Genomic DNA, 20,160 nt, shown 5'->3' with positions numbered 1-20,160 from the left:
GGGCGCGTATGAGGTGACCCAGGGGCGCCGGGCTCGTGGTGAGCACGGTGCCGGGGGCGTCGCTCTCGTGGAGGAGGACGGCGCCGGTGGTGGGGTCGGCGGCGACGTGGACGCAGTTGATGCTGTCGCCGCTGTAGGTGGACTTCTGCCAGTCGTGGGGCATAACAGGCTCTCCATGTGCCGGGGGCGCTCATCTCCAGGATGTGTGGGAGCTGCGCTCCGACGTTGGCGGCACGGACGGGGCTGGGCTACGTGGGTGAGGCGTCGGAATGGCCGGCCCCCGCCTTCAGGGCGCGTATGAGGTGACCCAGGGGCGCCGGGCTCGTGGTGAGCACGGTGCCGGGGGCGTCGCTCTCGTGGAGGAGGACGGCGCCGGTGGTGGGGTGGGCGGCGACGTGGACGCAGTTGGAGGCGTCGGGGCTGAACGTGGACTTTTGCCAGTTGTAGTCGGGCATCAGCGGCTCTCTCAGGTGCTCTGGGCGATGCGATGGATCAGGTCGCGGGACTCGTCGGGCTTGAGCGCGTTCGCCTCCATGCGGTCCAGCACTTGGCGGTACTTCTCCAACTGGGCCTCCGCGTCCAAGAACTCGCAGCCGTGATGGGTGTCCAGCTGAACAGTGTCGAGCTGCGGTACCGGGCCGACCAGATAGTCGACGGACTGTCCTGTGCCGGGAAAAGAGCCCTCCTGGTGCGAGGCGGTGTGACGGCCGGCCGGTCCCGGCGTGCGCCTGACCCTGCGCAGTGGTTCGATTACCCCATGTGAGGAGTGGGGGTCTGGCTCTGTCCGGCACCGCACGCGGAGCGGAGTGCGCGCCGGTCGCCCGTCCGGAAAGGAATCGACATGATCCGTAGGCTGGCCGCGGAACTGCTGGGCACAGGGCTGCTCGTGTATTTCGCCGTCGGGGTGGCGACCCTGTCGTTCGGTTTCGGGACCGCCGGGAGCAGTTTCGCCTCCGGTGTGGTCGCCACGGCGTTCGCGTTCGGCCTCGTCCTCCTGGCGCTGGCGTACGTGCTCGGGCCCGTCTCCGGCTGTCACGTCAACCCGGCCGTCACCGTCGGAGCCCTGCTGACGGGGCGAATCCCGCTGGTCCAGGCGATCGGCTACTGGATCGCGCAGTTCATCGGCGGCATCCTCGGCGCTCTGCTCCTGTGGGCCACGTTCGAAGGAGCGCCCGGCTACAGCCGTTCGGTCACCGGTCTCGGGGCCGACGGCTGGGGTGCGGCCAGTGCCATCAACATCAACGGGGGCGGAGCCTTCCTGACCGAGGTGGTGCTGACCGCTCTCTTCGTCTTCGTCGCCCTCGGCGCGACGGACGAGGCCTCGAACGCCACCGTGGCAGGGCTGACCATCGGGCTGGCGCTCACCGTGGTCCACCTCATCGGCATTCCGATCACCGGAACGTCGGTGAACCCGGCCCGCAGTCTCGGTCCCGCCCTCATCGTCGGCGGGACGGCGCTGTCCCAGGTGTGGCTCTTCATCGTCGCCCCCCTCGCCGGCGGCGTCCTGGCGGCCGGCCTCTACCGATTGCTCTTCCCGAAGACCGGCCCCGTCCCGCAGGAGACCTTGACCAGCGGCGACGCGTGAGCTTGCCGGTACGCCGGATCGATCACCACCTGCCCATCCGACGTCCCGGTCGTCGCCGGGCAGTGACCCTGCCCGGCGACGGCACACCGTACCCCCTTGCGAACAGTGTGCGCGTGCACGTACGCTGTTCCTATCAACGCACGCCGTACGTGGACGGCGGCGCCACGAGGGGACGGATGGTTCGTGATGGAGCAGACGGAGCACACGCCGCGCCAACTCCCCGAGCCGACCGCTCCGCTGTCCTCGTTCGTGCGGTTCGTGGTCTGCGGCGGCGGTGTCGGCGTCCTGTCCAGCGGGGCCGTCGCCCTGCTGGCCGCGCTGCTGCCGTGGGCCGTGGCGAACGCGGTCGTCACGGTCGTGTCGACCGTCCTGGCCACCGAACTGCACGCCCGCTTCACCTTCGGCGCCGGGCGCCGGGCCGGACGGCGGGAGCACCTCCAGGCGGCCGGTTCGGCCGCCGCCGCGTACGGCGTGACCTGCGCGGCCATGGCCGCCCTGCACCTCGTGCACCCCGCCCCCGGCGTCCTCGTCGAGCAAGCGGTCTACCTGAGCGCGAGCGCGCTGGCCGGGGTCGGGCGGTTCGTGGTGCTCCGCGTCGTGGTCTTCGCCTCGGGGAAGCCGGCCGGTGTTCGTCCGACGGACATCCCGCCCGCCGTCCCGTCCCGAGCGGTCCCGTCGCCCCGGCCCGCCGCCATGCCGGTGTCCGACGCCTGGCACGAGTGGATCACCTACGTACCCCTCGCCCACCGAAAGTGGATCACGGCCGACACCCGGTCCCTCTGCCCTGCCGGGTGACGAGCGGCTCGGGAGCCCGTCCCCGGCGGGGCCGGGCTCCCGGTGCCGGGCGCCGACGCGCGCCGGGTCAGGTGGTGACCAGCGGGGCCCGGTCGTCGGCGTACCGCGTGAGGGGCGTGCCGCCGGCGAGGGGGATCGTGGCCAGGTACTCCGGCGGGAGGGCGAACGCGTCGACGAGGGTGGTCATATGGGGCGCGAGGTCGGCGATCACGGTCTCGACGGTCCTGGGGAGGCCGCGTACGTGGTCGGCGGTCATGAGGCCCTCGGCGAGGAGGTCGCCGGTGTGCTCGCCTATCTGTCTGAGGAGGAACAGGCGGCACAGACTGTGCAGGAGGAACCGGGTCGTCGGCTGGGTCGCCTGGGCGGCCGTCGCGAGGAAGGCGTCCGCCGCCTGGAGGCGGGCGTGGGCCGAGACGACCTCCAGGGCGGCGGTGGAGGCCTCGTTCCAGCGGCCCACCGGATCACCGGCGGGACCCTCGCGCAGGGCGGTCCGGGCGCGGGCCTGCCAGATGGACTCGACCTCGGCGAGCAGACCGCGCAGGAACGCCAGGTCGGCGAGTTCCTGGTCGGGGGAGACCGGGCCGAGGTGGCCCCGTTCGACCGAGTCGTGCCCGAAGAGCATCTCGCCGCCGGCCTTGAGCCAGACGACAAGGTTGTCGCCCTCCGCGGTGACCGCGCTCTCCAGGTCCTGCTGGAGCTCCGAGAGGCCGTTGACGCGGAACAGCCCCTGCGCGCCGCAGCGTTCCCGGCACTCCACCGTGATGTCCCGCGCCTGCCAGGTGATCCAGCCCTTGGCGATGGCCACCAGCCGCTCCACCTCGGCCCGGTCGGCCGAAGTGTGCTCGGCCCAGCGGGCCACCACACCGCGGTGCAGGAAGGTCATGGCGTACCCGGTGGCCAGTGCGTGCAACAGCCGCCCGTGGTGGCTGCGGTGTGCCGCGAGCGGTATCAGCTGCCCGGCCTTCGGGCCGCTGATGTGCCGCCGGTGCGCGTGCTTCACGGCGATGGCGAGCGCCGTACGGGAGACCCCGATCGCTGCGGCGCTCATGCACAGCTTGCCCGTGGTCACCCGGCCGATGGAACGCAGGAACCTCTTGCGCCGGCTACCCACACTGCTGGTCACCGCGCCCTCGGGAGAGAGCTGGCCGTGCTCGGCCTCCAGCAGGGCCTCCCGCGGCAGCCACACCTGATCGAAGGAGGTGAGGCAGTGGTCGACCGAACTGCCGAGCTTCGCCGGCAGCGCGCGGACCGTGATGCCGGGCAGGTGCCCCACCTCGTCGCTGAGCGGCACGAGGAAGAGGAAGACTCCCTTGTCGTCGCCCTCGACCAGCAGCCGTGCGGCCACCAGGGCGCTCTTCGGGCCCCCGATCAGGCTGGTGTTGGGCATGAACTTCTGGGCCCCCGGGTGCGGGGTGTCGAGGACGAAACCGCCGGTGACCGGGTCCAGGGTCGCGGTGGTCTCCATGGCCGCCGCGTCATTGCCGTGGTCGAGCTCCGTGCAGAGAAACGTTCCCGTGCGGTTCATCGACACGTACTCCGACAGATCGTGCCGGTAGCCGTCGTGGTCCACGAAACTGCCCAGGAACAGGTTGTAGTGGATGCCCGAGAGGGTGCCGAGGGCACCGTCGACGAACCCCGTCCACTCATGCAGGCTGGCGAGCAGCCGTGGGTCGGAGGCGAGTGCCTCCGGGTTGTCCACCGCGTCGTTGACCAGCCGGAGCCGGTCGTACGACAGCGCAGTGCGCTCGTCCGGTGAGAGGCCCGGGCGGTAGGCGAACGCCTCGCCGCTGACGAGGGTGCGCCAGGTGTCGTGGACACGGGCCCGGTCCTGCTGGTCGAAGAGCAGGTGGGTCAGTTCCTCGGTGGCTGTCCCCTCGCCGTCGCGGCCGGCCGACGGCGTTTTCGGAGCAACGTGGTCGGTTTTCTGCGCGTCTGACGTGGCAGAGGCAGACTTGGTGAGCGTGAGCAAGGTCATGGTCACGACCTCTTCCCCCTGATTAGAGCCCAGTAGTTGGGACCACAGGCTTCAGAAGATACGAACCAACCGGTTTTTATTCAAGACCTCTCTGCCGGTTCCTGAGTCCTTGACGCTGCCTTGACGTCTGGCGCCCGTGGGTGGGGGAGGGGGTGGGCGGTTTCGGTCGCATGGCCGCTCATAGGGCGCTGGCCTGCGGAGATGGTGGCTCTCTTCGGAGAGTCGAGGGCGGCCGGAGGGGCGCTGGGGGTGGGGTTGCAAAACCGGGCGCCCGGTCTTATTCTCGAACTCGCCGGTCGGTTTTGAGGCTCCGTAGCCCTGAAGGCCGTCCGGTCCGCAAAGCCTTCGGCTTGCTCGGGTGCTACGGAGCGTTACCTTCTGGTATCATACGTACCTGACGGTATTTTTCGCTTACGGGGGGCGTACGGAGGTGTGTGGTGGCGCGGCAGGAACGAGCGATCCGGACGCGGGAGAAGATTGTCGTCGCGGCCGCCGCGGTGTTCGACGAAGTCGGATACGAGGCGGCGACCATCTCCCAGATCCTCAAGAAGGCCGAAGTCACGAAGGGCGCGCTGTACTTCCACTTCGCCTCCAAGGAGGAACTCGCGCAGGAGGTCCTGGCCAAGCAGGTCAGCGCCGTGCCCGCCGTCCAGGAGCAGGACCTGACGCTCCAGTCGGCGATCGACGAGGCGCTGCTGCTGGCGTATCTGCTCGGCGCCGGTGACCCGCTGGTGCGCGGCAGTGTCCGGCTCACGGTGGAGCAGGGGGCGCTGGACGGTCTGGACCGCCAGGTGCCCATGCAGGGCTGGGTGGACCGCTCGGAGGAGATGTTCGCGCGGGCCAAGGCGGACGGCGAACTGCTGCCCGACACGGACGTGGCCTCCATCGCGAGGGTGTTCGTGGGCTCCTTCACCGGAGTCCAGGTGCTGTCGCACATTCTGACGCAGCATCAGGACATGGTGCAGCGCGTGTCCGACCTGTACCGGCACCTGATGTCCTCCATCGCGGTCCCCGGCGTCCTCGTACGCCTCGACTTCTCGCCCGCGAGGGCGGAATACGTGTGGAACGCCGCGCGGGCGCAGGCCCGTGCGGGAGAGGAAGTCGCGCTCGGCTGAGCGCGCACGATCCACGGCGTGCCACGGGGGCGCCGTTCAGCCGGCCGCGGGAACTGCCCAGTGCAAGACCGACCGACCGAACGGAGTGCACCTCTGATGGAAACGATCGCCTGCCCGTACGCCCTGGACCCCGCGGCGCGTGACCTGGCCGGAGAAGCCGCCGCGCTGCGGGAGCGCGGATCGGTCGCCCGGGTGAGCCTGCCGGGCGGAGTGCCGGCCTGGGCCGTCAACCGCCATCGGTACATCAAGCAGTTGCTCGCCGATCCACGTGTGTCCCGGGACCCGCGGCAGCACTGGCCCGCCTACCGGGACGGGCTGATCACCGAGGAGTGGCCGCTCTACCCGTGGGTGTCGGCGACGACCATGCTCTTCTCCTACGGCGCCGAGCACACCCGGTTGCGCAAACTGATCGCCGGGGCGTTCACCACCCGGCGGACCGAGCGGCTCAGACCCTGGGTGGAGGAGGTCTCCGCCGCGCTCACCGACGAGCTGGCGGCCCTCCCCGCGGGGCGGGAGACCGATCTGCTGACCTCTTACGCGGCCCTGCTGCCCATGCGGGTGATCTGCGAACTCTTCGGTGTGCCCGAGGAGTCCCGGCTCCCGCTGGCCGGCGCCATCAGCACGTCGGTCAACGCCTCGGCCACACCGCAGCAGATCAACGCGGCCCGGATACGCATCGGCGAGATGCTGGCCGGACTCGTCGCCGCCAAGCGGGCCCGGCCCGGGGACGACCTCACCTCCGCGCTGATCGCCGCACGGGACGACGACGACCAGCTCAGCGAGAAGGAGCTGGTCGACAGCCTCTACCTGATGATCGCCGCGGGCCAGGAGACCACGACCGGCGTGATCTGCAACGCCGTCGCCGCGCTGCTCGACCGCCCCGACCAGCTCGACCACATCCGGTCCGGCCGCGCGAGCTGGACCGACGCCGTCGACGAGACCGTCCGGGTGCACAACCCCGCCGCGTACATCCCGCTGCGGTTCGCCGTCGACGACATCACGCTCGACGACGGTGTCACCATCGAGCGGGGCGACCCGATCATCGTCAACTTCGCCGCGCCCGGCCTCGACCCCGAGCGCTACGGGGACGACGCGGCGGTCTTCGACCTGCTGCGCACCGACCGCGACTCCCTCGCCTTCGGCCACGGTGTCCACCGCTGCCTCGGCATGCCCCTCGGGCGGATGGAGGCGGCCATCGCCCTGGAGGCGCTCTTCCGCAGGTTCCCCGGGATGCGGCTCGCCCGCCCCGCGGCGGACCTCGGTCCGATGCCCACCTTCCTCTTCAACGGGTACGCCTCCCTGCCGGTGGTACTCCGTCCCGAGTGAACCCGCGCCCCGGAGAAGGGCGTTGAACGAAGCGAAGCTGATGGCGCCCCGCGGCCGACTCCGGCCGCGGGGCGTTGCCGTATGCGGATCGTGTACGACCTCGGCTGTGGCGGCGGTTGCGGTCGTGGTGGTGGGCGGATCGCCGGGACGGGGACGGGGGGCCGGTCCCGGTGTGTCGGCGTGTGACTTTTCGGCGTTTCCTGGGGAGGCCTGACGAATCGGGGGTGTGGCGCGCCGGGTTCCGTGTACATAACGTCATGGGCAGTACACCTACAGTCGGCTACATTCAGGGGCCATCTAGAAACCGCGAAGACGGTTTGATAATCTCTTTACGCGCGGGAAGGGCGGAAGGCCCAGCGGGGGCGTCCCGGGCACAGGTCCGTACTGGTCCCCTGCGTAGTAACGGAGCGCCCCCATGGCCAAACAGGAGCGCGCGGTGCGCACGCGCAACGCGCTCATCGAGTCCGCTGCCGAGCTGTTCGACCGGGACGGCTTCGAGACGGCGTCCCTGTCCATGATCAGCGCGAGGGCCGGCGTCAGCAGCGGGGCGCTGCACTTCCACTTCGCCAGCAAGGCGGACCTCGCCGACGCGGTCGGCCAGGCCGCGGCCCTGCGTCTGGGCCGGATCACCGCACAGGAGGCCGCCGACACCCTGCAGTCCCTCATCGACGCCACCTACGCCCTGGTCCGGGCGCTCGGTCATGACGCCGTGCTGCGCGCCGGGTTCGACCTCGGCGAGGGGCTCGGCCGGGTGCGCTCGGGCGCCGGGCTGCGCCGGGCCTGGCAGGAGTGGGTGGAGGAGGTGCTGACCAAGGCCGACACGGAGGGCGCCCTCGCGCGCGGTGTCTCCGCCGAGGACGCGGCCGCCGTGGTCGTCGCCGCGACCGCCGGCTTCGAGTCCCTCGGCCGCCGCGATCCCCGGTGGCTCTCCTCCGACGCCCTCGCCCGCTTCTGGCGGCTGCTGCTGCCGCGACTGGTCTGTACGTCGGCACTCCGTACGTTGGTGCCGTCCGGGACGAGGGCGGGGCGGCACCCGGGGCGCCTGTGAATCCGGGGTGCGGGTGGTTCCGGCGGGTGCGGGCGGTTCGTGGTTTCCCGCGCCCACGCGGCGGAGCCGCATGTGTCACCGCCCCGCGCCCCTGAACAGCGGGCCGGGGCCGCGCCCCGTGCTTCTCATGTGGAGGGCGGGGCGCAGGCCCGATCCTTCAGGAGCGCGGGGAACCGCGCGAACAACCCCCACGCACCCGCACCCGCCCGCATCGCCCGCACCGCCGACTTCATGGGCGCCCCGAGTCCGGCCTCGCCCACCTCGTGCCGCCCGGCGACAGGTGGCTCAAGGCCCGCGGGGTCGCCAGGCGGGGGAGGGTGACGCGCCAGAAGCGGGTGAGGGTGGTGGGGGAGAGCCAGTCGGGATCGGTGCGGCCGAGGACCTCCAGGCCCGTGGTTGCCGCCACCACGGAAGCCGTGGCGTCGGCGCGCGAGACGTCGTCGGCGAGCAGGTTCCGGGACGCCGCCTCGGTGAGCAGCCGGCGGACACAGGCCCGCCACTCCGCATGCAGGTCCACATCCGTCCGGCACGCCTCGTCGCCGCTCAGCCGTGAGCCGGCCCGGGCGACCACGTCGTGGCGGAGCCGGTCGGCCAGGGCGTGCGAGGCGTCGGTGAGGCGTTGCAGCGGGTCGACGCCGGGCCGCCGGGTCGCGGTGCGGGCCGCCCGGCGCAGGTTCTCGGCGGCCGCCGCCTGAACGGTCGCGGCCACGGCAGCCTTGTTCTCGAAGTGGAAGTGCAGCGCTCCGGGGCTCACTCCCGCGCCGGCGCTGATCTCCGCCAGCCTCGCCTGGACGTACCCGTGCCGCTCGAAGACCTCCGCCGCCGAGCGGACGAGGGAGTGGCGGGTGTGCAGGGCGCGTTCCTGTTTCAGCACGGCGGCTCCTCCGGTGGCCTTGTCGACCGTCGCGGCGGCGTCGGTTCTGGGCGGGGTCGGGACCAGACGGCCCGCGGAACATGAAACCAACCATGCGGTCTCTTTTCTACTCCGCCTTATCGGTGCGATCCCGGCAACCGGGACGTCCGGACGGTGACCGGTTGAGCGGAAGCGTGCATTCAGCTACGTCTCGGTGAGGGTGCGCTGCCCCAGCATTGCAAACCAGCACCCCGGTATGTTTTCATCGAGAGGAAGCGTCGGGCGGAGGGCGAACCTCCAAGGAAATCGCCCGTCTTCGCGCCGAAACAGACTCCCGCAGCCGTGCCTACATCCCCCGGGGCACGGCTGTGGGCCGTTTTCATGCCTATTTGTCACTTATGGATTGCTCGCGGTCGAGAGAAAACCGGCCAACGAGGGGGGTAAAAAAATCCGCGCCCCTGGTATGTTTCTAGCGACGGTTGAGAGGGCCACGGGGGAAAGCAGAGCTGTGGCCCGCCCGTACGGGGAGGAGCGAACACGTCATGAACGTCTCAGGCGCTCACGTCGAAACCACTGATCGCCGGAAAGGGCCCCGGCCGGGCCTGCGCCTGGCCGTCGCGGCGGGCGCCGAGGCGCCGCAGCCCGGCGCCGCTCCCGCCGGGGACCGCGGCGGACCGGCCGGCGACCGAGGCCGGGCGCGGCGGACGGGCGTCGTGGACATCGACTCGCTCCGCGCGTCCGACTCCCCCCGGCTCGGCGGCGAGAACCGCGACCATGTGCGGACCCTCGCCGAGCAGGAGGAACCGCTGCCGCCGATCCTGGTCCACCACCCGACGATGCGGGTCATCGACGGGATGCACCGGCTCGCCGCCGCCCGGATGCGCGGAGCCACGACCATCGAGGTCGAGTACTTCGACGGCGACGAGGACGAGGTCTTCGCCCTGTCCGTCGAGCTGAACATCGCGCACGGCCTGCCCCTGTCCCAGGCCGACCGCGCGGCCGCCGCCGAGCGCATCCTCACCACCCACCCGTACTGGTCCGACCGTCGTATCGCCTCCAGCGCGGGGCTCGCGCCGAGCACGGTCGCGGCGATCCGGCGCCGTTCAACGAGCCGAACCGACCAGTTGAACGCGCCCCGCGTCGGCCGGGACGGCCGGGTACGGCCGTTGCAGGCGACCGAGGGGCGGCTGCGGGCCAGCCAGGTCATCGCCGCGAACCCCACGGCGTCGCTCCGCGAGATCGCCGAGCGGGCCGGTATCGCCACCGCCACGGCGAAGGACGTACGGGACCGCATCCGCCGCGGGCAGGACCCCGTACCGCAGCCGTCGCCCGCCAGGCGGGTCGCTCCGCGGGAGGAGCCGGGGCGCGGGCCCGGCGGTGCCGCCGGCGGCGGTCGCGGAACCGCGCATCTGTCGGCGGCGGCGATCGGGCTGATCCTGCCGAACATCTGCAAGGACCCGTCGTTGCGGACCGAGGCGGGGCGCATGCTGCTGCAGATGCTCAGCGTCCACTCGATCGGCGACGAGGCGAAGTGGCAGCGGCTCGCGCGGAGTGTGCCGGGGCATCGGGCGCCGGTGCTGGCGCAGGCGGCGCGGAGGTGTGCCGACCACTGGCTGCGGCTGGCCAATGAACTGGAGATGCGGCGGGGTTGAGATTTTCGCACGGCCGCCGCGGGGGTTCCTTTCGCGGGGGCGGGTGCGGGTTGTTCGTGGCTGGTCGCGCCCACGCGGCGGAGCCGCATGGTGTCAGCGCCCCGCGCCCCTTCGGGCATGGCTGCGGGCGGCGTGAAATTCCAGGCGCGCCTCTTTTCCGGCGAGCCCTTTCGAAGAGCACCTTCTTATGGAGGAAACCCCATGACTGATCATCCCGATCTTCTCGTCGAGACCCCCTGGATATGGCGGGCCCGGCGGCCCCGGGCCCGGACGCGGCTCATCTGCTTCCCGCACGCCGGGGCCGGGGCCGGGGCGTACGGGGAGTGGGCGCGGCTGCTGCCGGCGGAGGTGGAGCTGGCCGCCGTGCAGCTGCCGGGCCGGCAGAACCGGATCGCCGAGGACCCGGTCACGGAGGTGGGGCCGCTGGTGAAGGTGCTGGCCCAGGCACTGCGGCCGGTCCTCGACGGGGACTTCGCGTTCTTCGGGCACTCGGGCGGCGCCGCGCTGGCGTACGAGGTGGCCAAGGCACTGCGGGAGAAGGGCGGGCCCCGGCCCAGCCGGCTGTTCCTGTCCGCGCAGCCCGCGCCCGGCACCGTCGGCCGGATCCCGGTGATGCACACCCTCTCCGACGAGGAACTCGGCGCCGAGGTCGTCCGGCTCGGCGGCATCGAGCCGGAGATCGCCGAGGACGAGGAGGTCATGGAGGGCCTGCTGCCCACGCTGCGCGCCGACTTCACCCTCTGGGAGCGGCACCGGGTGGAGCCGGGGGAGCCGCTGGACACCCCGATCACCGTCCTCAGCGGCGACGCGGACCCCCGGGCGCCCAAGGACACCCTGTACGGCTGGGCCGCGCACACCACCGGAGCCTTCCACACCCGGTTCTACCCGGGCGGCCACTTCTACTTCCTCCACGACCCGACCGAGCTGGTCGCCCACCTCAGCCAGGTCCTCACCGGCCGGGCGCCCGCAGGTCAGGCCGTCGGAGGTCCGTCCCACGGCAGCCAGTCCCACGGCAGCCAGTCCCCCGCCGGTCCCTCCCGGCCGGCGCCCGAACTCGCGGGGAGCGCGCGATGACCCACACACCCGACCTCACCCCGGGCCTCGACCCCGCCGTCGCCGCCCGTCTCGCCACCGCGACCCGGGCGGTACCGGGCGTGCGCGACGCCGCCGTCGTCGTACGGCAGGGAGCACGCACCGTCGACGGCGGAGGAGCGGGCGAGGAGACGCCTCGGACGCCGGGCGCGGCTGCGGCCGCCGGGTCCGCTTCCGGTCCCGCGCCCGCCCCCGGTGCCGCCGGTGAGCCCGTGGGGGAATCCTCCGGACGCCCCTCCTCCGAGACCTTCGGTGGTGAGCCGCACATCCCCGAGGGGGCGCCCACCACCCTCCAGGAGGGGCTGCGGCAGGCCACCGAACTCGCCCCCGGGCAGGGCACCTTGTATCTGCGCAAGGGCAGTGAACCCGATCTGCAGACGTACGCCGAGCTGCTGGCCGAGGCGGAGCGGATGCTCGCCGGGCTGCGGGCGGCGGGGCTCGTCCCCGGTGACGCGGCGCTCTTCCAGTTCGGGGACCACCGGGCGTACATGACCGCCTTCTGGGCCTGTGTGCTCGGCGGGTTCGTGCCGACGCCGGTGGCCGTGGCGACGACGTACGAGAGCCACAACGAGACCACCCGCAAGCTGCACAACGCCTGGCAGTTGCTCGACCGGCCCGTGATCCTCACCGACGAGGCCACCGCGCCCGCGCTCGGCGCCCTGCACACCCTGTGGGGCGAGCCGGACCTGCGGATCCTCCGGGTCGGTGAACTGCTGGGCCACGAGCGGGACTCCGACTGGTACGCGACCACCCCGGACTCCCCGGTGATCAACCTGCTCACCTCGGGCAGCACCGGCGTGCCCAAGTGCGTGCAGCACACCAACGCCTCCGTCGCGGCGCGGGAATGGGCGGTGATACAGGCGCGGGGCTACACCGCCGAGGACGTCAGCCTCATCTGGATGCCGCTCGACCACGTGACGATGGTCTACTACAACGTCCGCGACATGTTCCTGCGGTGCCGGCACGTCAACGGGCGCATCGACGACGTCCTCGGCGACCCGCTGCTCTGGCTGGACTGGATCGACCGGTACGGCGTCACCAACACCTGGGCGCCGAACTTCGCGTACAACCTGGTCAACGAGTGCGCCGACGAGATCGGCCGGCGGAGCTGGGACCTGTCGCGGATGCGGGAGTTCGTCAACGCGGGCGAGCCCGTCGTCGCCGCCACCAGCCACCGCTTCCTCGAACTCCTCGCCCCGCACGGGCTGCGCGCCGACGCCATGGTGCCGTGCTGGGGGATGTCCGAGACCTGCTCCGGCGTCACCTACACCCGGCAGAGCCGCGACGACCGGGAGCTGGGGACCGTCGTCGTCGCGCAGGCGTCCCTCGACGGCGACCTCGTCTACCAGACGGTCGACGGCAAGGGCGCCGACGCCGTCGCCTTCACCGAGGTCGGCGGCCCCATCCCCGGTGTCACCGTCCGGGTCGTCGACGACCAGGGGCGGACGCTGCCGCAGGACCGGGTCGGGGAACTCCAGATCCGCGGTGTGACGATGCTGCGGCACTACCACGGCAACGCCGAGGCCAACCGGGAGGCGTTCACCGAGGACGGCTGGTTCCGGACCGGGGACCTCGCCTTCGTGCGGGACGGGTCGCTCGTCATCGCCGGGCGGAAGAAGGACCAGATCATCGTGCGGGGCGCCAACTTCGTCGCGCACGAACTGGAGAGCGTCGTCGAACAGGTCGAGGGTGTCCGCGTCACGTTCTCGGCGGCGGCCGGGGTCCGTGAGCCCGGCGAGGGCTCCGACCGGCTGGTGATCTTCTTCGTGCCGGTGCGCTGGGACGCCGAGACGCTCGCCCGCACCTTCCAGGACGTACGGGCCGCGCTGGTCCGGGAGGCGGGGATCGCCCCCGACATGGTCGTGCCGGTCACGGACGCCGAGTTCCCGAAGACCGCGAGCGGCAAGATCCAGCGGGCCGCGCTCGTCGCCGACCTGCGCGCCGGACGGTTCGCCGACCGCGTCGCCGACGACGAGGAGGACACCGAGGACGCCGGCAGGTGGTTCTTCCGCCGGCAGTGGTCACGGCTGCCCGCCGCGCAGGCGCCGGCCGACAGCGGGTCCTCACGGCTGGTGTTCTCCGCCGACTGCGGTACGCGGGTGGTGTTCGCCGAGGAGGAGCAGCTCGCCCCGCTCGGCCTGGACGACGAACCCGCCGTGGTCGTCGGCCGGGGCCGCTCCTTCGCCGAGGTCGACCTCGACCGCTACCGGGTCGCGCCCGGCGACCCCGAGGACCTGCGCCGGGTGCTCACCGACGTCACCGCGCACTACGGGCCCATCGACTCGGTGGTGTTCGCCTGGCCCCTCGACGGCAAGGACGACGAGCCCGCCGCCCGGGTCACCGCCGTCAGCACCCAGCTCACCGCGCTGCTGGGGGTGCTCGACGAGTTCGGCGCCCCGCTGCTGCTCGTCCTCACCGAAGGCGCCGCCCACGTACGGCCGGGCGACCGCGTCGACCTCGGCGTGTGCGCCCTGCCGGGGCTGATCCGCACGGCCGCCGCCGAGAACCCGCTGATCACCGTGCGGCAGCTCGACCTGCCCGCCGACCGCGCCCAGTGGGCCCGCGCCGTACGCACCGAGCTCGCCGACCCCACCCACACCGGGGTGGTCGCCGCACGCGAGGGACTGCGCTGGCAGCCGAGGCTGCGCCCGGTCGACGACGAGGCCGAGGCCGAGGTCGCGCCGCCGCTGGTGCCGGGCGGGCTGTACCTGGTCACCGGCGGTCTCGGCGGGATCGCGAGCGACCTCGCCGGATATCTGCTGGCCGCGTACGGCGCCCGGCTGCTGCTGGTGGGCCGGTCGCCCGCCGAGGGCGCGAAGGCGGCCCGGCTGAGGGACCTCACCGACCTCGGCGAGGTCACCTACCGCCAGGCCGACATCACCGACCCCGAGCAGCTGAACGCCGCGGTGACCGCCGCCGAGCAGCGCTGGGGGCGCCCGCTCGACGGGGTCCTGCACCTGGCCGCCGCCGATGTCTCCGACCAGTGGCAGAACCTCGAACGGCACACGCTGGCCCGGGAGTCCGAGGACGGCTTCCGCGCCCAGTACGCGGCCAAGGTCGCCGGCACGCTCGCCCTCGCGGACGTCCTGGAGAGCCGCCCGGGTGCCTCGCTGGTCCTCTTCGGCTCGGTGAACGGCGAGTTCGGCGGCCACTCCTTCGGCGCGTACTCCGCCGCCAACGCGTTCCTCGTGGGCTTCGCCGACCACTGGCACCACGAGCGCGGCCGGGATGTGCGCTGCCTGGCCTGGAGCATGTGGGACGACGTCGGCATGAGCCAGGGGCAGTCCACGGCGCCCGCCCGCCGGCGCGGCTTCCGGGCGATCGACCCCGAGCGGGGCCTGCGCTGCTTCCTCACCGCGACGGCACTGCCGTACCACTACCAGCTCATCGGCCTCGACGCGCGGAACCCCTTCGTCGTGGGCGAGCTGGCGCCGGACGAACTGAGCGTGCGCGAGGTGCTCGTCGCGTACACCACCGACGCGGAGGAGGGCGCCGACCCGGCCGCCGTGCACGCGGCGCTCGCACCCGCCCTGGCCGAACTGCCGGTGCCGGTACGGCTGCTCGAGGTCAGCCGCATCCCCAAGGACGGCAGCGGGGCCGTCGACACGACCCAGCTGCTGCTCGACATGGCGCCGCGCCGGGCGGCCCTGGGCAGCCGGAAGCACACCCCGCCGGAAGGGGAGCTGGAGCAGCGGATCGCCGCGATCTGGTCCGATGTCCTCGGGCAGAGGACCGTCGGCCGCGACGAGTCCTTCTTCGACCTCGGCGGCAACTCCCTGCGCGCCACCCGCCTCCTCGCCCGCGTCGACACCGAACTCGCCGTCCGCCTCAGCACCCACGAGCTGTACGAGCACCCGACGGTCGAGGGCATGGCGGCGAAGGTGGCCGCGGTCACGGCGACGACCGAGGCGGTCACGGCGACGACCGAGGCGGTCACGGCGACAGCGGCGGGAGCCGCACGATGACCCCGCGCGGCCCGGCACCCTTACGGGGGACGGCCTCACCGGCCGCCCCGACGCGGGCGGGTGCGCCGCCGGCCCCGCGGCGATCGGCGGCACCGCCGCCGTTCCCGCAGGCGGCCGTCCCGGCGCCCCCGGCACCGGCGGGCGCCCCGCCCACCCTCCTCGCCGCCCCCGACACCGGCCCGTTGCAGCTCGTCGTGCACATGGCCGGGTGGGTGGATCCCGTGCGGATGCGGGCGGCCGTCAAGGGGCTGCTCGACCGGGAGGGGCGGAAGCCGTTCTGGCGGGAGCTGGATCTCGGGGTGCTGACCGTCGGGGAACGGACCGACGCGCTGGACGGGCTGCTCGCCGCGGACCGGGGGAGCGTCGGTTCCCCCGGTCCGCCGGAGCGGGCCGCGTTCGTCCGGCTCGCCTGGGAGCGGCATCTGCTGGTGCTCACCGCCCGGCAGCCGCACCTCGACGAGGTGACCCTGCGCGCGCTGCTGCGGGACCTGCTGCGGTCGTACGCCGGTCCCGGTGCCGTGCGCGCCCGGGGCGGTGAACCGCCGGTCGAGGAGACCGAGGTTCCGCTGACCGCCGCGGACGCCGGGCGGCTCACCCTGCGGGCGCTGGGGCTCGGCGTCGACCTGGAGACGGTCGTGCGCGGCGCCTGGACGGTCGTCCTCGCGGGCTCCGCCGGGCGCCGGGAGGTGGTGCTCGGCGGCGCCGACCTCCGCATCCCGGGCCCCGGCACCGCCGGGCGGGTCACGGTCACCGGGGTCCGGGCGATCCACCACGGGCAGCCGCCGCTGACCCTGGTGATGCGCGCCGACCCCGGCCCGCTGGAGCTGCGCCTGCGCGGGCGGCGCGGGCTGTTCGGAACCGAGGCCGCGCGGGATGCCGCCGACCGCCTCGCGGGCGTCCTGCGCCGGCTCGCGAACGATTCCCGGGCGGGCGTCTGCCACGCCGGTGAATTCACCGTCCAAGCAGCCCAATTGGTCGGTTGAACAACCTTGTTGGTGAATTACGGCGACGCCTAGGGTCGCTGTAATCCCCCTTTCCTTCGTGAAATCCGCGGACTCGTCATCCGTATTCGCGCAATTCCCGGAGTTCGGATCAATCCAGTGAGAGAAGAGGTGTGGAAATTGACCGGCCAACAGCGCTCCGCGGAGGTGGAGTCGGCCCGTCAGGCAGTCGGCGCCGAACGCGCCCTGGTTCTGGAGGAGTTCAACGACACCGGCCGAGAGCTGCCGGTCACCACACTCGTCGCACCCATCGAGGAGCAGGTCCGGCGCACCCCGGACGCGACGGCCCTGGTCTTCGGCTCCGAGACCCTGACGTACGCCGGGTTCAACGCCCGCGCCAACCGGCTCGCCCACCATCTGACCGCCCTCGGCGTCACCCCCGGCACCCCGGTCGCGGTCGCCGTGCCGCGCTCCCTGGAGCTGCTGGTCACCCTGGTCGCGGTGGTGAAGGCGGGCGGCGCCTATCTGCCGCTGGACCCCGACTACCCGGCCGACCGGCTCGCCTACATGCTGGAGCACACGGGCCCGGCCTGCGTGGTCGCGGACACCGCCGGGCGGGTGCCGGTGCCGGACGGCATCGCCGTCGTCGCCCTCGACGAGACCGCCCTCGACGCCCACCCGGACACCGATCCCACGCCGGCCGTCACGCCCGCCCACCCGGCGTACATCATCTTCACCTCGGGCTCCACGGGCCGCCCCAAGGGGGTCGTCGTCCCGCACTCGGCGATCGACAACCGGCTGCGGTGGATGCAGGCCGAGTACCCGCTCACCGCCGCCGACCGGGTGCTGCAGAAGACGCCGTCCGGGTTCGACGTGTCCGTGTGGGAGTTCTTCTGGGCGCTGCGGGAGGGCGCGGCGATCGTCGTCGCGGAACCCGGCGGCCACAAGGACCCGGCGTATCTGGCGCGGACCATCCGCGAACAGTCCGTCACCACCTGCCACTTCGTGCCGTCGATGCTCCAGGTGTTCCTCGCCGACCCCGAGGCCGCCGGCTGCACCGGGCTGCGCCAGGTGTTCTGCTCCGGCGAGGCGCTGCCCCGCGAGGCGGTGCGGGAGTTCGGCCGGCTGCTGCCGGGCGTGGCGCTGCACAACCTGTACGGGCCGACCGAGGCCGCCGTCGACGTCACGTACCACCCCTGCGACACCGCCGCCGACGGCCCCGTACCGATCGGGAAGCCGGTGTGGAACACCCGGCTGTACGTCCTCGACGCCGGGCTGCGGCCGGTCGCGGTCGGCGAGCCCGGGGAGCTGTATCTCGCGGGCGTCCAACTGGCGAGCGCCTACCTGGGCCGCCCGGAGATCACCGCCGACCGCTTCCTCGCCGACCCGTACGGGCCCGCCGGGACCCGGATGTACCGCACGGGCGACCTCGCGCGGTGGACGGCGGACGGCGAGGTCGAGTACCTCGGCCGCACCGACCACCAGGTCAAGCTGCGCGGCCTGCGCATCGAGCTGGGCGAGATCGAGTCCGTGCTGCTGGCCCACCCGGCCGTACGGCAGGCCGCGGTCGTCGCCCACGAGGGGCGGCAACTGGTCGCCTACCTGGTCGCCGAGGGAGGCGTCGCCGCCGACGAGCTGAAGGCCCTGGCCGCCGAGCGGCTGCCCGAGTTCATGGTCCCGGCGTCGTTCATGTTCCTCGACACGCTTCCGCTGTCGCCCAACGGCAAGCTCGACCGCAAGGCGCTGCCCGAGCCGGTGTTCGCCGGCGGCGAGTACCGGGAGCCCGAGGGCGAGCGGGAGCGGATCCTCGCCGAGGTCTACGCCCAGGTGCTGGGCCTCGAACGGGTCGGAGCCGACGACGACTTCCTCGCCCTCGGCGGTGACTCCCTCCGCTCGGTCAAGGTGGTCGCCGGGGCCCGCGCCCGGGGCCTGGAGATCACCCAGCGGCAGGTGCTCACCCACCGCACGGTGGCGCGGCTCGCCCCGCACGCGGGCACCCCCACCGAGACGTACGACGACGTGCCGGGCCCCCTGGTCCAGCTCGGCGACGAGGACCTGGCCGCCTTCCGGGAGCGCCACCCGAACCTGTCCGACGTGTGGCCCCTGACGCCGATGCAGTCCGGGATGCTGTTCGAGTCGATGCTCAGCGACAGCGGCTACGACGCGTACCGCATGCAGACGGTGTTCGCCCTCTCCGGCCGGGTCGACCCCGCGCGGATGCGGGAGGCCGGGCAGGGCCTGCTCGACCGGCACCCCGCGCTGCGCGCCGCCTTCGCCCCGGACACCAACGGCGATCTGGTCCAGCTCGTCGTGGACGGCGTCCGGCTCCCCTGGCAGGAGCTGGACCTGAGGACCCTGGTGCCCGAGGAGCGGGAGGCGGCCTTCGAGAGGTTCCTCGCCGAGGACCAGGCCGTGCCCTTCGACCTCGCCGCCCCGCCCCTGGTGCGGATGGCCCTGGTCCGGCTGGGCGCCGAAGAGGCCGCGGTCGTCCTCACCCTGCACCACGCCCTGCTCGACGGCTGGTCCGAGCCGGTCCTCGCCCGGGACCTGCTCCGCCTGTACGCCTCGCACGGCCACCAGGCACCCCTCCCGCCGGTGCGCGGCTTCCGCGACCACCTCGTGTGGCTGGCCCGGCAGGACCGGCGGGAGGCGGCGGCGGCCTGGGCCGCCGAACTCGACGGCGTGGACCGCCCGACGCTGCTCGCCGGCACGGCCGTCGCCCGCGACGAGGCGTCCGGCTCCGAGACCGGCACGACGGACGTCCCCCTCACCGACGAGGAGGCCGCGCGACTGGTCCGGCGGGCCGGGGAACTGGGCGTCACCCTCAACACCCTGGTGCAGGGCGCCTGGGCCGTGGCCCTCGGCCGGCTCACCGGACGCGACGACGTGCTGTTCGGCGCGACCGTCTCCGGCCGGCCACCGGGGCTGCCCGGTGTCGAGTCGATGGTCGGACTGTTCATCAACACCCTGCCCGTACGGGTGCGGTACACCCCCGAGGACGGTCTCGGCACCCTGCTGACCGGCCTCCAGGAGCGGCAGACCGAGCTGCTCGACCATCACCACCAGTCCCTGAGCGGCCTGTACGAGGCCACCGGCCTCGGCGCCCTCTTCGACACCCTCCTCGTCTACCAGGCGTTCCCCGCCGACGAGTCCGCCCTCGCCGAGGCCTCCACCGCCGCCCGCCTCACCCTCGACGGGACACGCTCACTGGGCGGCTCCAACTACCCGCTGACCCTGATCGCCGAGGCCGAGCCCCGGCTGCGGCTCGCCTTCCAGTACCAGCGGGGCGTCCTCGACCAGGCCACCGCCGACCGGATCGCCGCCGGCCTCCACACGGTGCTGCGCACCCTGGCCGCCGACCCGGCCCGCCCGGTGGGCGCGCTGGACCTGGGCGAGCCGCTGGTCGCGCCGGAGACCGCGGCGGACGGCAAGGCGGACCCCGCGGCGGACAGCGCCACCGACGGCACGGCGCACAGCGCGGCGGCGGCCACCGCCGACTCCGCCCCCCTCCCCGCGGCCCAGCAGGCCCTGCGCGCCCTGTTCGCGGACGTCCTCGGCACCGAGCCCGAACGGATCGGCGTCCACGACAACTTCTTCAACCTGGGCGTGACCTCGCTGCTGGCGACGCGCATCAAGAGCCGTATCCGCAAGCAGCTCGGTGCCGAGGTGTCCATCAAGACGATCTTCTCCAGCCCCACGGTCGCCCAGCTCGCCGACCACATCGCGGCCGCCCCCGCGGCCGCCGGATCCGCCGGATCCCCCGCGTCCAGCCCGAGCAGGCCCCGTCTGCGCAGAATGAACAAGGAGTAGTCC

The 20,160-nt window shown here is 72.8% G+C and carries 13 protein-coding genes and 2 pseudogenes; 10 read left to right on the top strand and 5 right to left on the bottom strand.

Features of this window, described 5'->3' with window-relative positions:
* The 3 genes and pseudogenes from AC067N_RS09175 to AC067N_RS09165 all read right to left on the bottom strand — a co-directional run.
* On the bottom strand, positions 1-163 hold a 163-nt coding region (locus tag AC067N_RS09175; RefSeq protein WP_478678313.1), incomplete at its 3' end, for a DUF397 domain-containing protein.
* An 85-nt stretch (positions 164-248) separates the two neighbouring features.
* A complete protein-coding gene (locus tag AC067N_RS09170) occupies positions 249-455 on the bottom strand; it encodes a DUF397 domain-containing protein (protein ID WP_478678227.1) in 207 nt (68 codons plus the stop codon).
* A gap of 11 nt (positions 456-466) precedes the next feature.
* Positions 467-682, bottom strand: a pseudogene (locus AC067N_RS09165) (Scr1 family TA system antitoxin-like transcriptional regulator); the annotation flags it as partial.
* Positions 683-841: 159 nt separating this feature from the next.
* On the opposite strand from AC067N_RS09165, the gene AC067N_RS09160 reads away from it, so the two are divergent.
* On the top strand, positions 842-1,585 hold the full coding sequence (locus AC067N_RS09160) for an aquaporin (protein WP_478678226.1): 744 nt from the start codon (positions 842-844) through the stop codon (positions 1,583-1,585).
* Positions 1,586-1,771: 186 nt separating this feature from the next.
* Positions 1,772-2,380 carry a GtrA family protein gene (locus tag AC067N_RS09155; protein ID WP_478678312.1) on the top strand — a complete coding sequence of 203 codons (609 nt, stop codon included), beginning with the start codon at positions 1,772-1,774 and terminating at the stop codon, positions 2,378-2,380.
* A 67-nt stretch (positions 2,381-2,447) separates the two neighbouring features.
* On the opposite strand, the gene AC067N_RS09150 is transcribed toward AC067N_RS09155, so the two are convergent.
* Entirely contained in the window at positions 2,448-4,355 is a 1,908-nt protein-coding gene (locus AC067N_RS09150; protein ID WP_478678225.1) for an acyl-CoA dehydrogenase family protein, read from the bottom strand.
* A 437-nt stretch (positions 4,356-4,792) separates the two neighbouring features.
* On the opposite strand from AC067N_RS09150, the gene AC067N_RS09145 reads away from it, so the two are divergent.
* From AC067N_RS09145 to AC067N_RS09135, 3 genes are all read left to right on the top strand, one after another.
* Positions 4,793-5,470 carry a ScbR family autoregulator-binding transcription factor gene (locus tag AC067N_RS09145; RefSeq protein ID WP_478678224.1) on the top strand — a complete coding sequence of 226 codons (678 nt, stop codon included), beginning with the start codon at positions 4,793-4,795 and terminating at the stop codon, positions 5,468-5,470.
* 96 nt (positions 5,471-5,566) lie between these two features.
* Positions 5,567-6,796 (top strand): cytochrome P450 family protein, encoded by a 1,230-nt coding sequence (locus tag AC067N_RS09140; protein WP_478678223.1) that lies wholly within the window; start codon positions 5,567-5,569, stop codon positions 6,794-6,796.
* Positions 6,797-7,211: 415 nt separating this feature from the next.
* Positions 7,212-7,844 carry a ScbR family autoregulator-binding transcription factor gene (locus tag AC067N_RS09135; protein WP_478678222.1) on the top strand — a complete coding sequence of 211 codons (633 nt, stop codon included), beginning with the start codon at positions 7,212-7,214 and terminating at the stop codon, positions 7,842-7,844.
* A 229-nt stretch (positions 7,845-8,073) separates the two neighbouring features.
* On the opposite strand, the gene AC067N_RS09130 is transcribed toward AC067N_RS09135, so the two are convergent.
* Positions 8,074-8,718: a ScbR family autoregulator-binding transcription factor gene (locus AC067N_RS09130; protein WP_478678221.1), complete on the bottom strand. Its 645-nt coding sequence runs from the start codon at positions 8,716-8,718 to the stop codon at positions 8,074-8,076.
* Between the two features lie 521 nt (positions 8,719-9,239).
* On the opposite strand from AC067N_RS09130, the gene AC067N_RS09125 reads away from it, so the two are divergent.
* The 5 genes and pseudogenes from AC067N_RS09125 to AC067N_RS09105 all read left to right on the top strand — a co-directional run.
* Positions 9,240-10,349, top strand: coding sequence for a ParB/RepB/Spo0J family partition protein (locus AC067N_RS09125; protein WP_478678220.1), 1,110 nt, complete (start codon positions 9,240-9,242; stop codon positions 10,347-10,349).
* 201 nt (positions 10,350-10,550) lie between these two features.
* Positions 10,551-11,423 (top strand): thioesterase II family protein, encoded by an 873-nt coding sequence (locus AC067N_RS09120; RefSeq protein ID WP_478678219.1) that lies wholly within the window; start codon positions 10,551-10,553, stop codon positions 11,421-11,423.
* Entirely contained in the window at positions 11,420-15,406 is a 3,987-nt protein-coding gene (locus AC067N_RS09115) for an SDR family NAD(P)-dependent oxidoreductase (protein ID WP_478678218.1), read from the top strand. The genes AC067N_RS09120 and AC067N_RS09115 overlap by 4 nt, the downstream gene beginning before the upstream one ends.
* A complete protein-coding gene (locus AC067N_RS09110; RefSeq protein WP_478678217.1) occupies positions 15,403-16,389 on the top strand; it encodes a condensation domain-containing protein in 987 nt (328 codons plus the stop codon). The genes AC067N_RS09115 and AC067N_RS09110 overlap by 4 nt, the downstream gene beginning before the upstream one ends.
* A gap of 138 nt (positions 16,390-16,527) precedes the next feature.
* Positions 16,528-20,157, top strand: a pseudogene (locus tag AC067N_RS09105) (acyl carrier protein); the annotation flags it as partial.
* Positions 20,158-20,160 lie beyond the last annotated feature (3 nt).

It is taken from the genome of Streptomyces sp. NPDC042364 (assembly GCF_056437585.1).
Note: the sequence above shows the minus strand (reverse complement) of the source record. Positions and strands in the feature narration are given on the sequence as shown.

Coding starts and splice junctions, on each gene's coding strand:
- AC067N_RS09170 (WP_478678227.1), bottom strand. CDS start 455: ATGCCCGACTACAACTGGCAAAAGTCCACGTTCAGCCCCGACGCCTCC.
- AC067N_RS09160 (WP_478678226.1), top strand. CDS start 842: ATGATCCGTAGGCTGGCCGCGGAACTGCTGGGCACAGGGCTGCTCGTG.
- AC067N_RS09155 (WP_478678312.1), top strand. CDS start 1,772: ATGGAGCAGACGGAGCACACGCCGCGCCAACTCCCCGAGCCGACCGCT.
- AC067N_RS09150 (WP_478678225.1), bottom strand. CDS start 4,355: ATGACCTTGCTCACGCTCACCAAGTCTGCCTCTGCCACGTCAGACGCG.
- AC067N_RS09140 (WP_478678223.1), top strand. CDS start 5,567: ATGGAAACGATCGCCTGCCCGTACGCCCTGGACCCCGCGGCGCGTGAC.
- AC067N_RS09135 (WP_478678222.1), top strand. CDS start 7,212: ATGGCCAAACAGGAGCGCGCGGTGCGCACGCGCAACGCGCTCATCGAG.
- AC067N_RS09125 (WP_478678220.1), top strand. CDS start 9,240: ATGAACGTCTCAGGCGCTCACGTCGAAACCACTGATCGCCGGAAAGGG.
- AC067N_RS09120 (WP_478678219.1), top strand. CDS start 10,551: ATGACTGATCATCCCGATCTTCTCGTCGAGACCCCCTGGATATGGCGG.
- AC067N_RS09115 (WP_478678218.1), top strand. CDS start 11,420: ATGACCCACACACCCGACCTCACCCCGGGCCTCGACCCCGCCGTCGCC.
- AC067N_RS09110 (WP_478678217.1), top strand. CDS start 15,403: ATGACCCCGCGCGGCCCGGCACCCTTACGGGGGACGGCCTCACCGGCC.